This window comes from Clostridium cadaveris, assembly GCF_020911725.1.
GTDB classification, from domain to species: Bacteria; Bacillota; Clostridia; order Clostridiales; family Clostridiaceae; genus Clostridium_X; species Clostridium_X cadaveris.
Window position 1 is genome coordinate 1,043,406 of record NZ_CP076620.1, and the last position, 18,848, is coordinate 1,062,253.

13 protein-coding genes are annotated in these 18,848 nt (G+C 33.8%); 12 read left to right on the top strand and 1 reads right to left on the bottom strand.

Features of this window, described 5'->3' with window-relative positions:
• Window positions 1-187: 187 nt before the first annotated feature.
• On the bottom strand, window positions 188-1,711 hold the full coding sequence (locus KQH81_RS04790) for a transposase (protein WP_407647337.1): 1,524 nt from the start codon (window positions 1,709-1,711) through the stop codon (window positions 188-190).
• 331 nt (window positions 1,712-2,042) lie between these two features.
• On the opposite strand from KQH81_RS04790, the gene malQ reads away from it, so the two are divergent.
• The 12 genes from malQ to KQH81_RS04850 all read left to right on the top strand — a co-directional run bounded on the left by malQ (window position 2,043) and on the right by KQH81_RS04850 (window position 18,701).
• Window positions 2,043-3,524: a 4-alpha-glucanotransferase gene (gene malQ, locus KQH81_RS04795; RefSeq protein WP_230029021.1), complete on the top strand. Its 1,482-nt coding sequence runs from the start codon at window positions 2,043-2,045 to the stop codon at window positions 3,522-3,524.
• Between the two features lie 175 nt (window positions 3,525-3,699).
• Window positions 3,700-5,067, top strand: coding sequence for an RNA polymerase factor sigma-54 (gene rpoN, locus KQH81_RS04800; protein WP_230029251.1), 1,368 nt, complete (start codon window positions 3,700-3,702; stop codon window positions 5,065-5,067).
• Between the two features lie 202 nt (window positions 5,068-5,269).
• Window positions 5,270-6,313 carry a sugar-binding transcriptional regulator gene (locus KQH81_RS04805; RefSeq protein WP_027639521.1) on the top strand — a complete coding sequence of 348 codons (1,044 nt, stop codon included), beginning with the start codon at window positions 5,270-5,272 and terminating at the stop codon, window positions 6,311-6,313.
• 51 nt (window positions 6,314-6,364) lie between these two features.
• Window positions 6,365-7,375, top strand: coding sequence for a type I glyceraldehyde-3-phosphate dehydrogenase (gap, locus tag KQH81_RS04810; RefSeq protein WP_027639522.1), 1,011 nt, complete (start codon window positions 6,365-6,367; stop codon window positions 7,373-7,375).
• A 102-nt stretch (window positions 7,376-7,477) separates the two neighbouring features.
• Window positions 7,478-8,656, top strand: coding sequence for a phosphoglycerate kinase (locus KQH81_RS04815; protein WP_027639523.1), 1,179 nt, complete (start codon window positions 7,478-7,480; stop codon window positions 8,654-8,656).
• Between the two features lie 85 nt (window positions 8,657-8,741).
• A complete protein-coding gene (tpiA, locus tag KQH81_RS04820; protein WP_027639524.1) occupies window positions 8,742-9,488 on the top strand; it encodes a triose-phosphate isomerase in 747 nt (248 codons plus the stop codon).
• A 168-nt stretch (window positions 9,489-9,656) separates the two neighbouring features.
• Entirely contained in the window at window positions 9,657-11,186 is a 1,530-nt protein-coding gene (gene gpmI, locus KQH81_RS04825) for a 2,3-bisphosphoglycerate-independent phosphoglycerate mutase (protein ID WP_027639525.1), read from the top strand.
• A gap of 167 nt (window positions 11,187-11,353) precedes the next feature.
• Window positions 11,354-12,646, top strand: coding sequence for a phosphopyruvate hydratase (gene eno / locus KQH81_RS04830; protein WP_027639526.1), 1,293 nt, complete (start codon window positions 11,354-11,356; stop codon window positions 12,644-12,646).
• Between the two features lie 296 nt (window positions 12,647-12,942).
• A complete protein-coding gene (gene secG / locus KQH81_RS04835; protein WP_027639527.1) occupies window positions 12,943-13,176 on the top strand; it encodes a preprotein translocase subunit SecG in 234 nt (77 codons plus the stop codon).
• 228 nt (window positions 13,177-13,404) lie between these two features.
• The gene (locus KQH81_RS04840; RefSeq protein ID WP_027639528.1) at window positions 13,405-15,435 is read left to right on the top strand and encodes a sodium-translocating pyrophosphatase; all 2,031 of its coding nucleotides are present in this window, start codon (window positions 13,405-13,407) and stop codon (window positions 15,433-15,435) included.
• A 183-nt stretch (window positions 15,436-15,618) separates the two neighbouring features.
• Window positions 15,619-17,859 (top strand): ribonuclease R, encoded by a 2,241-nt coding sequence (rnr, locus tag KQH81_RS04845; protein ID WP_027639529.1) that lies wholly within the window; start codon window positions 15,619-15,621, stop codon window positions 17,857-17,859.
• 71 nt (window positions 17,860-17,930) lie between these two features.
• Entirely contained in the window at window positions 17,931-18,701 is a 771-nt protein-coding gene (locus tag KQH81_RS04850; RefSeq protein WP_027639530.1) for an SDR family NAD(P)-dependent oxidoreductase, read from the top strand.
• Window positions 18,702-18,848 lie beyond the last annotated feature (147 nt).

Genomic DNA, 18,848 nt, shown 5'->3' on the forward strand with positions numbered 1-18,848 from the left:
TGAGCTTTGTTGAATTAAAAGCTTGAATTAAAGGGGCTGTAAAATAAGTCCATAATTAAGAATCGCCAGTTCCGGCAAATACCGGTTCTGGCGATTCTTAGTTTTAAAAGTTATTATTTATGGTAATTATTGATTTTCCAGTAAAAAAATGTGCACTTAATAAGGCTGTGTGTATAACTCTTTGATTTTACGCAGCCAGCCCTTTTCTATGCTTTTTATTATGATATTTGTAAAGGTTAAAACCGCAAGAAATCAACGTAAGTTCAAGAATTACGTTTTTCTCGCCTCTTCGGAATAGTCTTTTGTAAGACTTATCCCATTTTAAAACACCAAACGTTCCTTCTGCCTGTATGCTGCGATTCATTCTTAAAAGTGCTCCGTGTATGGATTCAAGGTTTGAAATCACCTCTTTATGAATAGAGGTTAGTTCCTGATTCATGTGGATTGTCCTGTTATGGGATGCTTTAGGACAACAATCACTTTTATACTGGCATCCTTCACAGGTTTCACATTCATAGATTTCTTCCGTTCTTCCATATTTGTTTTTGTAAACATGTCGCCTGCTTTTAAAGTAAAATTTCTTCCCGTTTGGACATATCAGATTTCCGGATTCATCCTGCTTAAAGTTTACTGCTCGATAGGGGTTTTCATGATACTTTTTATCTGTTGTTTCTTTTTTAAACATGGTGAATTTCATATATTTTTCCATCCCATGCTCTTCACAATAAAGATAGTTATTGTAAGAACCATACCCTGCATCTGCAACTGGATATTTGGGGTAATGCCCGTAGGATTTATTGAACTTCTCCAGTAAAGGAACAAAGCATTCCATGTCTGATGCGTATGGTTTTACATCAACTGCCGCAATGTATTCATCGCAGACAGCGGTCTGAAGATTATATGCTGGAAGCAGCTGATCATTTCCCATGTAATCCCGTTTTAACCGCATAAAAGTGGCATCATGATCCGTTTTGGAATAGCTGTTTCTTTCCTCTCCACAAACTTCTATATGATGCGCATATGTTTTCAAACGTTCCAAATATCCTTGTAATTCCTGATACTGTTTTTGCTGAATGCTTTTTCTATGACCACAACCAGATACAAAAGTGGACTCATCTAGGTTTATTACTTTCCTGTACATTTCCAGCAATTCAGAAACATAATCGATGGCATACTCTTCCCGCTTTTCAAGTTTCACATTTAAATAGCCTAAAACTTCCTGGTTCATGGCATCGATTAGCGTGGATATCTTTTCAAAAACTTTTCCCCGGTTTTTTGTACATGACTTTTTCCATACCCAAGTATAGCGGTTCGCGTTAGCTTCTATTTTAGTACCATCGATATAGGTGTGCTGCAAGTCAACATGGTCTTTTTCAAAAATATAAGTATTCATATCCAAAAAAATTTGTTCTATGGAATCAGTAAGTTCCTTTCGGATCATGTTGCCGAAAGTGGCAAATGAAGGTGCCTTCATTCCATCAAGAAGATACATATATCGGATATCATTTCTGCAGAGTTTTTCAATGTACCGCAGAGAACAGATTCCGTGTTCCATAAAGGCAAAGAGTATCACCTTGAGGAGCTTCTGTTCATCACATCTTGGACGACCTGTTTTGCAACCCTTCTCTACAAAATATCTTGATAGGTCGATGTGATCCATAACCTCACAAAAAGTGTATACCGGATCAGAAATATCAATTAATTTTTCCATTTCCAATGGTAATTTCAACTGACGTAGAGTATAATTATTATTGGTTTTATTAGTTAGTGGCATAATTAATTATACCAAAAAATCGCTGGAGTCTCACGACCTCAGCGATTTTTCTTTTAGGGGAGTTTTTTTACAGCCCCTTTGCAGTTTTATGAATAGAGGTATATTGGAGATAGAAATACGTAAAAAACTATTTGGAAACTTATGGGTTAGATGATAAAATTTAATTATATATTATACCCAAATCAAAAAATATAAAGTCATTATTATAAAGATGAGTCAAGTTGAAATTCGTTAATGAGAATCAAGTATATGAAAAGGAAGGGATAGTATGAGAAAAAGTGGAATATTAATGCATATATCTTCGCTTCCATCAAAGTATGGCGTAGGCACTTTGGGAGAAGAAGCTTATAAATTTGTAGATTTTTTAAAGGATTCAGGACAAAGCTTTTGGCAGATACTACCTATAGGACCAACCAGCTTTGGAGATTCACCATATCAATCACCATCTACTTATGCAGGTAATCCTTACTTTATAGATTTTGAATTTCTAATGCATGACGGATTATTAGAAAACGGTGACTATGAAATATATGATTGGGGAAAAGATGAAGAAAAAGTTGATTTTAATGCACTATTTCAAAATAGATATAAGGTGCTAAGAAGAGCTTACAGAAATGGTTTTGAAAGAGACAAAAAGGAAGTAGAAAAGTTTAAGAAAGAAAATGAGTACTGGCTTTTAGACTATGGTCTTTTCATGGCAATAAAAAAGTATTTCGGATTAAAATCTTTTCTTCAATGGGATATGTCGATAAGAAGAGGAGAAAAAGAAGAACGTGAACGATATAGAGAGATTTCAAAAGATGATATAGATTTTTATATTTATGTGCAGTACTTGTTCTTTAAACAATGGAGAAATTTAAAGGAATATGCTAATAAAAATGGTGTGGAAATCATAGGAGATATACCAATATATGTAGCAGAAGACAGTGTAGATGTGTGGTCTAATAAAGAAATATTTTGTGTGGATAATGATTTTAATCCTATAGAGGTGGCAGGATGTCCTCCTGATGCGTTTTCAGAGGATGGTCAGCTTTGGGGAAATCCATTATATAATTGGGAAGCATTGAAAAATCAAGATTTTAGATGGTGGATCAATAGAATTAAATATGCTTCTTCAATTTATGATGTTGTGAGAATTGATCATTTTAGAGCATTTTCGTCTTACTATGGAATACCTAAGGGAGAAAGGACTGCCAAGAATGGAAGTTGGGAAAGAGCCTATGGTGAAGAACTATTCAAAAGGGTAAAAGAAGAAATTTCAAATGTGAGGATAATAGCTGAAGATCTGGGGGTTTTATCTCAAGATGTTTATGAATTAATGGAAAAGGTAGGCTTTCCAGGCATGAAAGTTTTACTCTTTGCTTTTAACAGTAGGGAAGATTCAGATTATATACCGTATAAACTTGAAGCTAATTCAGTAGCTTATATAGGAACTCATGACAATGATACTTACATGGGATGGGTTAATAAAGCTGATGGAGAAGATTTGGATTTTGCTAAAAAATATATGAATTTAACAAAGGAAGAAGGATATAATTGGGGTGTTATAAGAACACTTTTGGAAACTAAAGCTGAAATATCTGTTATTCAGATGCAGGATATTTTGGGATTGGGAAATGAAGCGAGAATGAACCAGCCATCTACATTAGGAACTAATTGGCTTTGGAGAGCAAAAAAAGATGTCTTTACAAAAGAGCTTTCTAATAAATTATATGAAGTTACTAAAATTTTTGGTAGAATTCCAAAATAAAGAATGAAGTTAAAAATAAATTTTTATAAAATGCCATAAAAAAACAGGGTAGCTTAAAGTCGCAATATGTCATTTTAAACTATCCTATTTTATTTCTATAGATATAATTTTGCATAATTGTTATAATGGAGCTATAAGTGATAGAATTAGTTCAGAGGGTGTGGCTAAAATGAGGATGGATTTTAATCTTAATATTACTCAAGAGCAAAAGTTAATAATGACTCAACAGATGCAGCTATCAGTTAAAATTCTTCAAATGTCTGGTATAGAGCTTCAAGAATACATTGATAAAGAAATTCAAGAAAATCCTGTGTTGGATGCGAAATATGAAGAGCTTACAGGAAAAGATAATAAAGACGATATTGACTACAAAGAACTTGTAAAGTTCTTAGAGTTTGATAATTATGGATCTCAAAGCTATGAGCATTATGATAATAGTGATGAGGTGTCACCTTTTCAATTTATAAGCAATCAAAAAAGTTTTGGGGAATTTTTAGAAGAGCAGGTATTAGAGCTTAATAAGGATGAGTATACCAAAACATTATGCAGATACATAATAAACAGTTTAGATGAAAAAGGTTATCTAGCAGTTCCTCTTAAAAGTTTGTCAGAGGAGCTTCATATTTCAGAAGATGATATGGAAGATATTCTTTATATAATACAATCTTTAGAGCCTTACGGAGTAGGAGCTAGAGATTTAAAAGAGTGTTTAAAAATTCAGATTAAATGTAAAGGTATTTTTGATGAGAATTTACTAGAAATAATAGATAATCATTTAGAAGATATAGCTGAAAATAGGTATGCTAATATAGCAAAAAGCTTGAAAATTACTGCAAAAGAGGCTCAAAACTATGGAGATGCCATAAAAAAATTGGAACCAAAGCCAAGCAGAGGATTTTATAATGGAGAAGAGACCAAATATATAGCTCCTGATGCGTATATAAGGAATATTGATGGAGAATACTTTATAATAATGAATGATTCTTTAGCACCTAAGCTTTCTGTGAATAGTATATACAAAGAAATACTGAAAATGGATAAGGACAAGGATGCTGTTAAATATGTAAAAGATAAGATGAATAGTGCCATGTTTCTTATGAAAAGTGTAGAAAGCAGAAAGAGTACAATCTATAGAGTCCTTGAAAAGATAGTTGAAAAACAAAAGGATTCTTTAGATTATGGAGAAGATCATCTTCATCCTATGACATTAAAAGAAGTTGCTGAAGAACTTAATTTACATGAATCAACTATCAGCAGAGCTATAAGAGACAAATATGTTTATACACCAAAAGGGATAATAAAAATTAAAAAATTTTTTACACAAGGAATAGTTGCAAATGGTTTTTCAGAAGATATATCTACAGTCAACATAAAAAATGCAATAAAGAAACTTATAGATGAAGAAAACAAGAAAAAACCTATTTCAGATCAAAATATATGCGATAAGCTTAATGATATGAACATGAATATATCGAGAAGAACTGTAGCAAAATATAGAGAAGAACTTGGAATAAAATCCTCGAGTAAGAGAAAAAGACTTTAAAAATCAAGGGGTGAGGGGTCACTCCTTTTTTATTAAAATAAATTACCACTATTATACGGAAAAGGATTTAAAATAAAATTCACAAAAAAAAATCAAGTTTTTCTAAAAGTCTATTTAAAAATCAAATGATATGTACTATAATAATAAATGTGGGACAAAAGTAAATGTGCTGGGACACTAATCGACCAAAGGGGTGTTTGGCTTGAAAGAAATTTTAAAACTTCAACAAAAGATTGTTCCAGAACTTATAGAAGTTCTAGAAAAGAGATACAATATACTTAGGACTATTTATTACAACGGACCTATAGGAAGAAGAGTTCTAGCAACTGAACTTGACATCGGTGAGAGAACTGTGAGAACAGAAATAAATTTTTTAAAGTCCCAAAACCTCATAAACATAAGCACTCCAGGAATGACAGTAACTGATGAAGGTGAAGAAGTTCTAGAAAAACTTAAAGCTTTTATATATGAATTAAAAGGTTTAAATGATTTAGAAGAATCACTTAGAAAAGTGCTTGGAGCAGAAAAGGTAATTATAGTTCCAGGAAATGTAGATGAAGATGAGTCCGTAATGAAAGACCTAGGTAAGGCAGCAGCAGCATATGTAAGATCTATACTTACAAATGATAGCATCATAACACTTACAGGTGGAACCACAATGAAAGAAGTTGTAGATAATTTTCCAATGACTAATGGTTATGATAACATTTTGATTTTGCCGGCCAGAGGGGGCATGGGGAAAAATGTTGAGACCCAAGCTAATACTTTAGCAGCAAATTTATCAAAGAGATTAAGTGGAAATTATAAGATGCTTCATATACCAGACAGCTTAAGCGATAAAGCCATAAGCGCTATGATGAATGAAGAATACATAAGCGATATAGTAGGCAGTATAAAAAATGCTGATATACTTATTTATGGTATAGGAAAAGCTGAATCTATGTGCAGAAAAAGAGGTATGAGTGAAGAAAAAACACAAGAAATTATGAGTAAAGGTGCTGAAGGAGAAGCATTTGGATGTTATTTTTCAGAGCATGGAGAAGTAGTTTACTCAATATCTTCAGTTGGAATCAATGGCGATGATACAGAAAGTATTGAGCATCTTGTAGCCGTAGCAGGAGGAATCTTTAAAGCAAGAGCTATAATATCTGCACAGCTTAAAAATCCAAGAAGTGTCCTTGTGACAGATGAAGGAGCAGCTAGAGAAATCTTGCATATTTTAAGCAAAGATAGTAAAAATAATTAAATAGTTTATAAAAAAATTTTTATAAAGATGAACTTTTAGGAGGTAATTTTAATGGCAAATGTAAAAGTAGCAATTAATGGTTTTGGACGTATAGGACGTCTTGCATTCAGACAAATGTTTGGAGCAGAAGGATATGAAATAGTTGCAATCAACGATTTAACAGACCCTAAGATGTTAGCTCACTTATTAAAATATGATTCATCTCAAGGTAGATATGAAGGAACTGTTGAAGCTAAAGAAGATTCAATAGTTGTAAACGGAAAAGAAATAAAGATTTATGCTAAAGCTAACGCAGCTGAACTTCCATGGGGAGAAATCGGCGTAGACGTAGTACTTGAGTGTACTGGATTCTATGTATCTAAGGCTAAATCTCAAGCACACATAGATGCAGGTGCTAAGAAAGTTGTTATTTCAGCTCCAGCTGGAAACGACCTTCCAACAGTTGTATTCAATGTAAACCAAGATATATTAACTGCAGAAGATAATATAATCTCAGCAGCATCTTGTACAACTAACTGCTTAGCTCCAATGGCTCAAGCACTTAACAACTTTGCACCAATTCAATCTGGTATAATGTCAACAATCCATGCTTACACTGGAGACCAAATGGTACTTGACGGACCACACAGAAAGGGAGACTTCAGAAGAGCTAGAGCTGCAGCTGTAAATATAGTTCCTAACTCAACAGGAGCTGCTAAGGCTATAGGACTTGTTATTCCAGAATTAAACGGAAAATTAATAGGATCTGCACAAAGAGTTCCAGTTCCAACAGGATCAACTACTATATTAGTTGCAGTTGTTAAAGGAAAAGACATAACTAAGGAATCTATAAATGCTGCTATGAAGGCTGCTTCAAATGAATCTTTCGGATACACTGAAGAAGAATTAGTATCTTCAGACATAATCGGAATCAGATATGGTTCATTATTTGATGCAACTCAAACTATGGTTGCTCCAATCGGAGAAGATTTATACCAAGTTCAAGTTGTTTCATGGTATGACAATGAAAACTCATACACTAGCCAAATGGTTAGAACAATCAAATACTTCGCTAGCCTATAATTTATAGAATTAGTAGAAAGTAAGATAAGTCTGGTTTTGTAGTATAAGGCTATAAAGCCAGACTATTTTAAAATGTAGAAATATTTTTATGAGGTGAATAGAATGAGCTTTAATAAGAAAACTATAGAAGACATAGAAGTTAAGGGCAAAAAGGTTTTAGTTAGATGTGACTTTAATGTACCCCTAAAAGATGGAGTTATAACAGACGAAAATAGATTAAATGGAGCACTTCCAACTATAAAATATCTAATTGAAAATGGAGCTAAGGTTATACTTTGCTCTCACTTAGGAAAAGATGCTTCTAAATCTTTAGCACCAGTTGCTGCAAGATTAAGCGAAATGCTAGGAAAAGAAGTTAAATTCCCAAGAGATGAGGAAGTTGTAGGACCTAATGCTAAAGCAGCAGTTGCTGAGATGAAAGACGGAGACGTTATATTATTAGAAAACACTAGATGCAGAAAAGAAGAAACTAAGAATATAGAAACATTCTCTAAGGAATTAGCTTCTTTAGCAGATGTATTTGTAAATGATGCATTTGGTACAGCTCACAGAGCTCACTGTTCAACAGTTGGAGTTACTGAATTCTTAGATACAGCTGTATGTGGATACTTAATCCAAAAGGAATTAAAATTCTTAGGAGAAGCTGTAAATAATCCAGTTAGACCATTTGTTGCAATACTTGGAGGATCTAAGGTTTCTGATAAGATAGCAGTTATCAACAACTTACTAGAAAAAGTTGATACAATAATCATTGGCGGAGGAATGGCTTATACATTCTTAAAGGCTCAAGGATATGAAATAGGAACTTCATTATGTGAAGATGATAAATTAGATTATGCTAAGGAAATGATTCAAAAGGCAGCTGATAAGGGAGTTAAATTCTTATTACCAGTAGACCATAGAGTAGCTGATGGATTCAAAGATGTTGAGCCTACAATAACAGAAGGACAAAACATTCCAACTGGATTCATGGGACTAGATATCGGACCTAAGACAGAAGCTTTATATGCTGATGCTATAAAGGATGCTAAGACTGTAATATGGAACGGACCAATGGGAGTATTTGAATTCGAAAACTTCAATAAGGGTACAATTGCAGTTGCTAAGGCTATGGCTGATGCAGATGCTACAACAGTTATCGGTGGAGGAGACTCAGCTGCTGCTGTTAATATTTTAGGATTTGGAGATAAGATGACTCACATCTCTACAGGTGGCGGAGCTTCTCTTGAATTCTTAGAAGGAAAAGAACTTCCAGGAATCGTTGCATTAAACGATAAATAATTTTAAATTAATATAAGGATTTCAGGTAGAGGGATGAGCTATAATACCTTCTACCTATTCCACATTAAAAGGGAGATGTTTAGGTATGAGAACACCAATAATAGCTGGAAACTGGAAAATGCACTATACAGTAGATGAGACTGTAAAAGTTATAAATGAATTAAAACCTTTAGTAAAGGATGCAAAGGTAGACGTAGTTTTATGCGTTCCTTTCACATCTTTAGATGCTGCATTAAAAGCAGTTAAAGGAAGCAATATAAAGATAGGTGCACAAAACATGCACTTTGAAGAAAAAGGCGCTTTCACTGGAGAAATAGCTCCAGGAATGTTAGAAGCTATGGGAGTAGACTATGTTGTTTTAGGACACAGTGAAAGAAGACAATATTTCAATGAAACTGATGAAGCTCTAAACAAGAAAGTTAAGGCTGCATTTGCACACAACTTACTTCCAATCCTTTGCTGTGGAGAAACTTTAGAGGAGAGAGAAAATGGAACAACTAACGCAGTTGTTGGAGCTCAAATCAAAGCTGACTTAGAAGGATTATCAAAGGAATTAGCAGAAAAAGTTGTTATAGCTTATGAACCAATCTGGGCTATAGGAACAGGAAAGACTGCTACAGATGAGCAAGCTAATGAAACAATAAAGGCTATAAGAGATATAGTAGCTGAAATGTTCGGATCTGAAGTTGCTGAAAAGGTTAGAATCCAATACGGCGGATCAGTTAAACCAAACACAATTAAAGCTCAAATGGCTATGTCTGATATAGATGGAGCTTTAGTTGGTGGTGCAAGTCTCGTTGCCAATGATTTTTCAGCTATAGTTAACTACTAGAATATTTAGAATGGTTGGGGATTCTTTTTAGAACTTTCCAAACAATTTTAAAAACTATCATGGTAGTTTCTTCATAAATTTAAAATTGAACAAATAATTCGTGACTTCATATAATTAGAAATGTACTATAATTTATAGTAAAGACAATAAATAATTCGGAGGAGTATTATGGCTAAGAAACCAGTAATGTTGATGATTTTAGATGGCTTTGGTCTTTCTGATAAGGTAGACGGAAATGCTGTAGCAGCAGCAAACAAGCCAAACTTTGATAGATATTATAATAACTATCCTCACACTTCTTTAAGTGCCAGTGGTCTAGACGTAGGACTACCAGAAGGACAAATGGGTAATTCAGAAGTTGGACACTTAAATATAGGTGCAGGAAGAATAATATATCAAGAACTAACAAGAATAACTAAAGAAGTTAAAGAAGGCAAATTCTTTGATAATGAAGCATTAAACCTTGCTATGGACAATGCTCTTAAAAACAATTCTTCACTACATTTATTAGGACTTTTATCTGATGGAGGAGTTCACTCTCACATAGATCATTTAAAAGCACTTTTAGATATGGCAAAGAAAAAAGGTTTAACTAAAGTATATGTACACTGCTTTATGGATGGAAGAGATGTACCTCCATCTTCAGGTAAGGAATTTTTGAAAGACATTGAAGCTTATATGGCTGAAATAGGAGTAGGAAAGATTGCTACTGTAAGCGGAAGATACTATGCTATGGATAGAGATAAGAGATGGGAAAGAGTTCAGCTTGCATACAATGCTATGGCTCTTGGCAAAGGAGAAATAGCTACATCTTCTAAAGAATGTATAGAAGCTTCTTATCATGACAATAAAACTGACGAATTCGTTCTACCAACAGTAATAATGGAAGACGAAAGACCAGTTGCAACAATAAAGAATGGAGACTCAGTTATATTCTTTAACTTTAGACCAGATAGAGCTAGAGAAATAACAAGAGCTTTAAATGACAAAGTATTCGATGGATTTAAGAGAGAAACTCTAAACCTTACTTACGTGACAATGACTCAATATGATAAGACTATTGAAGGTGTTCATGTAGCTTACAAACCACAAAGTTATACAAATACTTTAGGTGAGTATGTAGCAAGCAAGGGATTAAATCAGCTTAGAATAGCAGAAACAGAAAAATATGCTCACGTTACTTTCTTCTTTAATGGAGGAGTAGAAGCACCAAACCCTAACGAAGATAGAGCCTTAATACCTTCTCCAAAGGTAGCAACTTATGATATGCAGCCTGAGATGAGTGCAAATGAAGTTACTGAAGAAGTTATAAAGAGACTGAATGAAGACAAGTATGATATGATAATACTTAATTATGCTAACCCAGATATGGTTGGACATACAGGAGTATTTGAAGCAGCAAAGAAAGCTATAGAAACTGTAGATACATGTCTTGGAAAAGTTGTAGAAAAGGTTCTTGAAAAAGACGGAGCAGTATTTATAACAGCTGATCACGGAAATGCAGAGCAGATGATAGACTACTCTACAGGAAATCCTATGACAGCTCACACTTCTGACCCAGTACCATTCTTGTATATATCAAAGAGTAACAAGGGATTAGAAGATGGGGGAAAGCTATCTGATATAGCTCCTACAATGCTTGAAGCTATGGGACTTCCTCAGCCAAAAGAGATGACAGGAAAATCTTTATTAAAATAGACATCAAGGATAAGACTCAAGAATATCATGGGTTTTATCCTTTTGTCTTTTTTAGATAAATCTATTTTTAAATTATTGTAATAAATATATGGTTTTTGAATAAAACTAAGGCTGTATGAAAAAAATATAATTTAGAATTTTATCATTAACTTTTAGGAGGTATAGTAATGAAAAATTATGTAGAAATCGTAGACGTTTATGCAAGACAGATTTTAGACTCTAGATGTTTTCCAACAGTAGAAGTTGAGGTGACTTTAGAAGATGGAACTGTAGGAAGAGCAGCAGTGCCATCAGGAGCATCTACAGGTATTTTTGAAGCAGTAGAGCTTAGAGATGGAGACTCAAAAGTATATAATGGTAAAGGTGTTTTAAAAGCAGTAGAGAATATAAACGAAGAAATAGCCACAGAATTAATAGGCATGAACATATTTGACCAAGTTGAAATAGATAAAATTATGATTGATTTAGATGGTACAGAAAACAAAAGTAAGCTTGGAGCAAATGCAACTTTAGGAGTATCTTTAGCAGCAGCAAGAGCAGCAGCAGCTTATTTAGGAATTCCTTTATATCAATACATAGGCGGTGTAAATGCTAAGGTTCTTCCAGTTCCAATGATGAATATCATAAATGGAGGAAAGCATGCAGATAATAATGTTGACCTACAAGAATTTATGATAATGCCAGTAGGTGCTAAATCTTTCAGCTCAGCATTGAGAATGTGTGCAGAAGTTTATCATTCATTAAAATCAATATTAAAAGATAAGGGATATTCTACAGGAGTTGGCGATGAAGGTGGATTTGCACCAGATTTAAACTCTAATGAAGAAGCAATTCAAATCATATTAGAAGCAGTAAATAAAGCAGGCTACAAGCCAGGAGAAGAAATCTTTATAGCTCTAGACCCTGCATCTTCAGAATTCTTTGAAAATGGGAAATATGAACTTAAGGGAGAAGGAAAGAGCTTAACTCCAGAACAAATGTCAGATTACTATGTTGATTTGTGTAACAAGTATCCAATAATCTCAATAGAAGACGGTATGGCAGAAGAGGACTGGGAAGGCTGGAAGCTTATAACTGAAAAATTAGGCAAAAAAGTTCAATTAGTTGGAGATGACTTGTTTGTAACAAATACAAAGAGACTTACTATGGGAATCCAAAAGAGAGTTGCAAACTCAATTCTTATAAAGCTTAACCAAATAGGAACACTTACTGAAACTTTAAATGCTATAGAACAGGCACAAAGAGCAGGATACACAGCAGTAGTATCTCATAGATCAGGAGAAACAGAAGATACAACAATAGCAGATTTAGTTGTAGCTGTAAATGCAGGACAAATAAAGACTGGAGCTCCAGCAAGATCTGAAAGAGTTGCGAAGTATAACGAACTTCTAAGAATAGAAGATGAACTTGCTGATATGGGTGAATATAGAGGAAGATGTGCATTTTATAATTTAAAGTAATCCTATAAAAAATAAGCAAGGGCACTTCAAATGAAATAAGAAATTTTGAAGTGCCCTTAAATATATTATTTTAAAAAAATTTTAGGAAATTTGCATCATAATTTTACATAATAATTCATAAACTTCACTTTAAATGATGACACTTTAATGTGGAAAGAAAAAATCATAGAAATCTTAAGAAAAACCAGTGATTTCCTTAAGATTTAATATACTATTTAATAATAAAATGTTGTAAAATTTATAGCAATATGATAAAATGTTAAAGTATTAATTAACCTAGGAATGGAGGAGTGAATTTGCGTACTTTTTTCATAGCCTCAGAATTAATTTTGGCAATTGCCATGATTGTTGTGGTATTACTTCAACCAAGTAAAGCAGATGGTTTAAAGGGATTTGTTACCGGAACTACAGAAACATTTTTCAGTAAAAACAAATCAAGAACAAAAGAAGCGTTTTTATCAAAACTTACAGTACTTGTGGCAATCTTACTCGCAGTAAATACTTTAGCTTTAAATTTTATAGGAAAGTAAAAGCTTCTTGCTGACTTATGTTTTTTTAGGAAAGTCTGCCTAATAATAAATAAGCCAGCTTTTTTCACGAAAAGTTAATTACGTAAGCTATAAAATTATTAAGTATATGCGAAAAGAAAGTCGAAGAGAAAATGACATATATTATTCCCATTTTTGCAATAATATTGTATATTATATTTATGGGATTGTTATATAACATATTTAAAAACCTAGGAGGGAAACGATAAAATGGATAGTAAGATTTATATCTTAGCTGCTATCGCAGGTGTGATAGCATTGATCTTTGCGTATTTATTAGCTAAAAGTATTTTAAAGCAAGACGCAGGAAATGACAGAATGAAGGAAATTGCAGCTCATATACAAGAAGGTGCTATGGCATTCTTAAATAGAGAATACAGGTACCTAGCTATATTTGTAGTAGTTATAGCAGCAGCTATAGCAATATTCCTTAACTGGCAAACAGCATTATGCTTTATTGTCGGAGCAATATTCTCAATTTTTGCAGGATACTTTGGTATGAAGGTTGCAACATCAGCAAACGTTAGAACTGCTGAAGCAGCTAGACATGGACAAAGCCCAGCTCTTAAGATAGCTTTCTCAGGTGGAGCTGTTATGGGTATGAGCGTTGTTGGATTAGGAGTTTTTGGAGTAAGTGCACTTTTCCTTGCATTTGGAGGAGAAACTGCTTACTTGACAGGATTTGGTCTAGGAGCATCTTCTATAGCATTATTTGCTAGAGTTGGTGGAGGTATATATACTAAGGCAGCAGACGTTGGAGCTGACCTAGTTGGTAAGGTTGAAGCTGGAATACCAGAAGACGACCCAAGAAACCCAGCAGTTATAGCTGATAACGTTGGAGATAACGTTGGTGACGTTGCAGGTATGGGAGCTGACCTTTTTGAATCTTATGTTGGAGCTATAATATCAGCTTTAACTTTAGGAGCAGCTTTAGCAGCAGACATAGCTCCAAAAGCTATGATGTTCCCAATGATCTTAATGGCAATCGGAATAATAGCTTCTATATTTGGTGCTGTAATAGCTAGAAGCAGTAAATCAGATAACCCACAAAAAGCTTTAAACAGCGGAACTTATATAGGTGGAATTATAGTTATAATTGCAACTGCTGTATTAAGTAACTTTATGTTTGGAAACTTCAAGGCATTCTTTGCTGTAACAGCAGGTCTTGTAGTTGGTATGGCAATTGGTAAGATTACAGAAGTTTATACTTCAGCTGATTTTAAATCTGTTAAAACTATAGCTGACCAATCTCAAACTGGTCCAGCTACTACTATAATATCAGGACTTGCAGTAGGTATGAAATCTACAGTTGCTCCAATTTTACTTATCGCATTAGGAATCTTAGTTGCTTTCTATGTAATGGGTGGAGCTAGTGATTCTGCTTCAGGACTTTACGGAATAGCTCTTGCAGCAGTAGGTATGCTTTCAATCACTGGATTAACAGTTGCTGTTGACGCTTATGGTCCAATAGCTGATAATGCTGGTGGAATAGCAGAAATGTCACACTTACCTCATGAAGTAAGAGAAATCACTGATAAGCTAGACTCAGTAGGTAATACTACAGCTGCTATCGGTAAGGGATTTGCAATAGGATCAGCTGCATTAACTGCATTAGCATTATTTGCTTCTTATGCACAAGCAGTTAACTTAAAGGGAATTGACCTATTAACTCCTGTAACTCTAGTTGGAGTACTTTTAGGAGGAATGCTTCCATTCTTATTTGGTGCTTTAACAATGGAATCAGTTGGTAAGGCTGCAAATGAAATGGTTGAAGAAGTTAGAAGACAATTTAGAGAAATACCAGGAATCATGGAAGAAAAAGCAAAACCTGATTATGCAAGATGCGTTGAAATTTCAACAGCTTCAGCATTAAAGGAAATGATGCTTCCAGGAGTACTTGCTATAATAGCTCCTTTAGCAGTAGGTTTATTACTAGGTGCAGAAGCTCTAGGCGGACTTATAGGTGGAGCAGTTGTAACTGGTGTTCTTATGGCTATATTAATGGCTAACGCTGGTGGAGCTTGGGATAACGCTAAGAAGTACATCGAAGGCGGAATTTATGGCGGAAAAGGAAGCAGCGCTCATAAGGCAGCTGTAGTTGGAGATACTGTTGGTGACCCATTCAAGGATACATCAGGACCTTCAATGAACATCCTAATCAAACTTATGACTATAGTTTCATTAGTTTTCGCTCCAGTAATAGCACAGTACGGTGGAATACTATTAAACTTAATAAAGTAATTTAAAGTTTTCACAATAACCCTGTGAGTTTTTCTCGCAGGGTTATTTTTATGTTAAAGAGGATAAAATATAATTATTATATAGTGTAGCATCATATTTTTAGTGTTATAGTCTATATAGATAGAATTTATTGATTAAAATTATTTGGGGATTAATTTAAATAAATAAGGAGGATAGTTTATGATAAGTATAAAAGAGATATTAGTGAAATTTATGAATGAACCTGCTTACAAGCCTATGCATGTAAGCGAATTAGCAAAAATTTTTGATATATCTAAAAGAGAATTTAATGATTTTCAAGATACCATAAAAGCTATGGAAAAGGAAGGATTAATTATAAAGACAAACAACGATAAGGTTGCACTTCCAGAAAGAATGGGCATGATTGTAGGAAAACTTTCGGTTCATCAAAAGGGATTTGGATTTTTGATACCAGATGATGAGGAACATCAAGATGTGTTTATTCCAAGCTCTTTTATAAATGGAGCTCTTCATGGCGATAGAGTTATGGTACAGATAACTAAAGAAGATGTAGGCAAGAAGAAATGCGAAGGAGAAGTTGTAAAGATAATAGACAGGGCAAATAAGACTGTTATAGGTGTATTTGAATCTTCTAGAAATTTCGGATTTGTAGTGCCAGAAGATAAGAGAATTCAAAATGATATCTTTATACCAAAAGCAAAGACTAATAATGCTGAGGATGGAGATATAGTAATAGTAGAAATAATCGAATGGGCAGGAAAGAGGAGAAATCCAGAAGGAAAGATTATAGATGTTTTAGGAAAGAAAGGCGATAAGGGTATAGATATCCTTACTATTATTAAAAAACATGGTCTTCCAGAAGAGTTTCCTCCAAAAGTTCAAAAATATGCTGAGGGAATAGAAGAAGATATTCCAAAGAGCGAGTATAAAAGAAGAGTTGATCTTAGAGATGTAAGAATGGTAACTATAGATGGTGAAGATGCAAAGGACCTTGATGACGCTGTTTCTATAGAAAGATTAGAAAATGGAAACTATAAGCTTGGTGTCCATATAGCTGACGTATCAAACTACGTAAAAGAACTTAATCCATTAGATAAAGAAGCTCTAAAAAGAGGAACCTCTGTTTACCTTATAGATAGAGTTATTCCAATGCTTCCAAAAGAATTATCTAATGGTATATGTTCATTGAACCCTAAAGTAGATAGACTTACTTTATCCTGTATTATGACAATAGATCAAAAAGGAAAGGTTCTGGACCATGAAATAGTTGAAAGTATAATAAAAACTGATGAAAGAATGACATATACTGATGTTACAAAAATACTTAAAGATCATGATGATGAGCTTATAAAGAAATATGATTATTTATATGACGATTTCAAAGCTATGGAAGAACTATGCGATATCCTTAGAAAGAAGAGATTAGGGAGAGGTGCTATAGATTTTAACTTTGAAGAGAGCAAAATAATCTTAAATGAAAATGGAAAGCCAATAGACATAAAACCTTACGATAGAGAGATAGCAAATAGAATCATAGAAGAATTCATGCTGGTTTGTAATGAAACAGTGGCTGAACATATGTATTGGGCAAATATACCTTTTGTATATAGAATTCATGAAGAGCCAGATGAAGAAAAGCTTCAACACTTTAGTGATTTTATCTACAACATGGGTTACAGCTTAAAATCATCAAGAGAAGTTCACCCAAAGGCACTTCAAGCTATTCTTGAAAAAGTTCAAGGAAAGAAAGAGGAAACAGTAGTTTCTACATTACTTCTTCGTTCTATGATGCAGGCAAAGTATTCTCCAGAATGTGTGGGACACTTTGGATTGGCAGCAAAATACTACTGCCACTTTACATCTCCAATAAGAAGATATCCTGATCTTATGATTCATAGGATAATTAAGGAATTCGTAAATGGAAAGATTGACCCTAAGAGGTCAGAAAGACTTTCAGGAATTGTTGATTATGCGTCAAAGCAGTCTTCAGATATGGAAAGACGAGCTCAAGATGCAGAGCGAGAAGTAGATGACTTAAAGAAGGCAGAATATATGAGCGAGAAAATTGGGGAAGAATATCATGGAATTATCTCTTCAGTTACAAATTTTGGATTCTTTGTTGAACTGCCAAATACCATAGAAGGACTTGTTCATATAACAGACTTAGATGATGATTACTATGTTTATGATGAAAGACACCTCTCTCTTATAGGAGAGCTTACAAAGAAAATCTACAGATTAGGAGATGAGGTCAAAATAAAAGTTGATAGAGTAAATATAGATACTCATGATATATACTTCAAACTTACAGAAAACGAAAGAGATGAAGATGTCTATGATGATTTAGAAGAAGAGTTTGAAGAAGTCGAAGAAGATTATGATGAAGATTATGGCTGTGAAGAAGAGAAGTATGAGGAAGATCTAAACGATGAACTAGATTAGAAATCAGTTTATAGAAGGCTTACCTAAGAAGAATTAGGTAGGCCTTTAAGATGAAAGAAGGGGGACAGGGTGTGGAAAAGAAATTTACGTTGATAACAGGAGCTACGTCAGGAATCGGGTGGGAGCTTTCAAAAGTCTTTGGAAAACATGGGCATAATCTTTTGATTATAGGAAGAAATGAAGAAAAACTTAAATCAATAAGAGATGAGCTTCCAAAAGAGATAGAGATAATAACACTTAAAGGGGACTTGAAAGATGCAACCTTTATAGAGAGAATAAAAAAGATGGTTGAAAAAGAAGATATATTTATTGAATTTCTAGTCAATAATGCAGGACTTGGTTCTTTTGGTGAGTTTCAATATATAGATAAAGATGTAGACCTTAATATGATAGATATCAATGTAAGAGCTTTAACTTATCTTACAAAGATTTTTCTTCCAGATATGATAAAGAAGAATTCTGGAGGAGTAATGAATTTATGTTCCACTGCAGCTTTTTCACCAGGACCTTATATGACGGTATATTATGCAACCAAGGCTTATGTTTTGTCCTTTACAGAGGGAATTAAAGAAGAAGTGTCGGGGAAAAATATAAAAATAAGTGCAATATGTCCTGGACCAACAAAGACAGCTTTCCAAAGTACAGCTAAGGTAAAAAAAGCTGAATTTGCAAAAAAAACGCTTATGAAGCCAGAGAAAGTGGCAGAGATTTCTTATAAAGAATTTATGAAGGGTAAAACTGTAGTAGTACCTGGCCTAAACAATAAATTTTTAGTTGCGGGCAGTAAAATATTGCCTAGGAAATGTCTGAGCAAAATAATATGTAAAGTTAATGGTAAATAAAATCTTGTTAATGAATATTATATGGAATTTTATAGAAAATAGAGAGTCTAAGTTTTAGATAAATAAAAGCGACTGAGTACAGCCGCTTTATTAATTTTTTGAAAAGGAAATGAGAATACACCATTAGAAAAATGGGGAATTTAGAAC

Coding starts and splice junctions, on each gene's coding strand:
- KQH81_RS04790 (WP_407647337.1), bottom strand. CDS start 1,711: ATGGAAAAATTAATTGATATTTCTGATCCGGTATACACTTTTTGTGAG.
- malQ (WP_230029021.1), top strand. CDS start 2,043: ATGAGAAAAAGTGGAATATTAATGCATATATCTTCGCTTCCATCAAAG.
- rpoN (WP_230029251.1), top strand. CDS start 3,700: ATGGATTTTAATCTTAATATTACTCAAGAGCAAAAGTTAATAATGACT.
- gap (WP_027639522.1), top strand. CDS start 6,365: ATGGCAAATGTAAAAGTAGCAATTAATGGTTTTGGACGTATAGGACGT.
- KQH81_RS04815 (WP_027639523.1), top strand. CDS start 7,478: ATGAGCTTTAATAAGAAAACTATAGAAGACATAGAAGTTAAGGGCAAA.
- tpiA (WP_027639524.1), top strand. CDS start 8,742: ATGAGAACACCAATAATAGCTGGAAACTGGAAAATGCACTATACAGTA.
- gpmI (WP_027639525.1), top strand. CDS start 9,657: ATGGCTAAGAAACCAGTAATGTTGATGATTTTAGATGGCTTTGGTCTT.
- eno (WP_027639526.1), top strand. CDS start 11,354: ATGAAAAATTATGTAGAAATCGTAGACGTTTATGCAAGACAGATTTTA.
- KQH81_RS04840 (WP_027639528.1), top strand. CDS start 13,405: ATGGATAGTAAGATTTATATCTTAGCTGCTATCGCAGGTGTGATAGCA.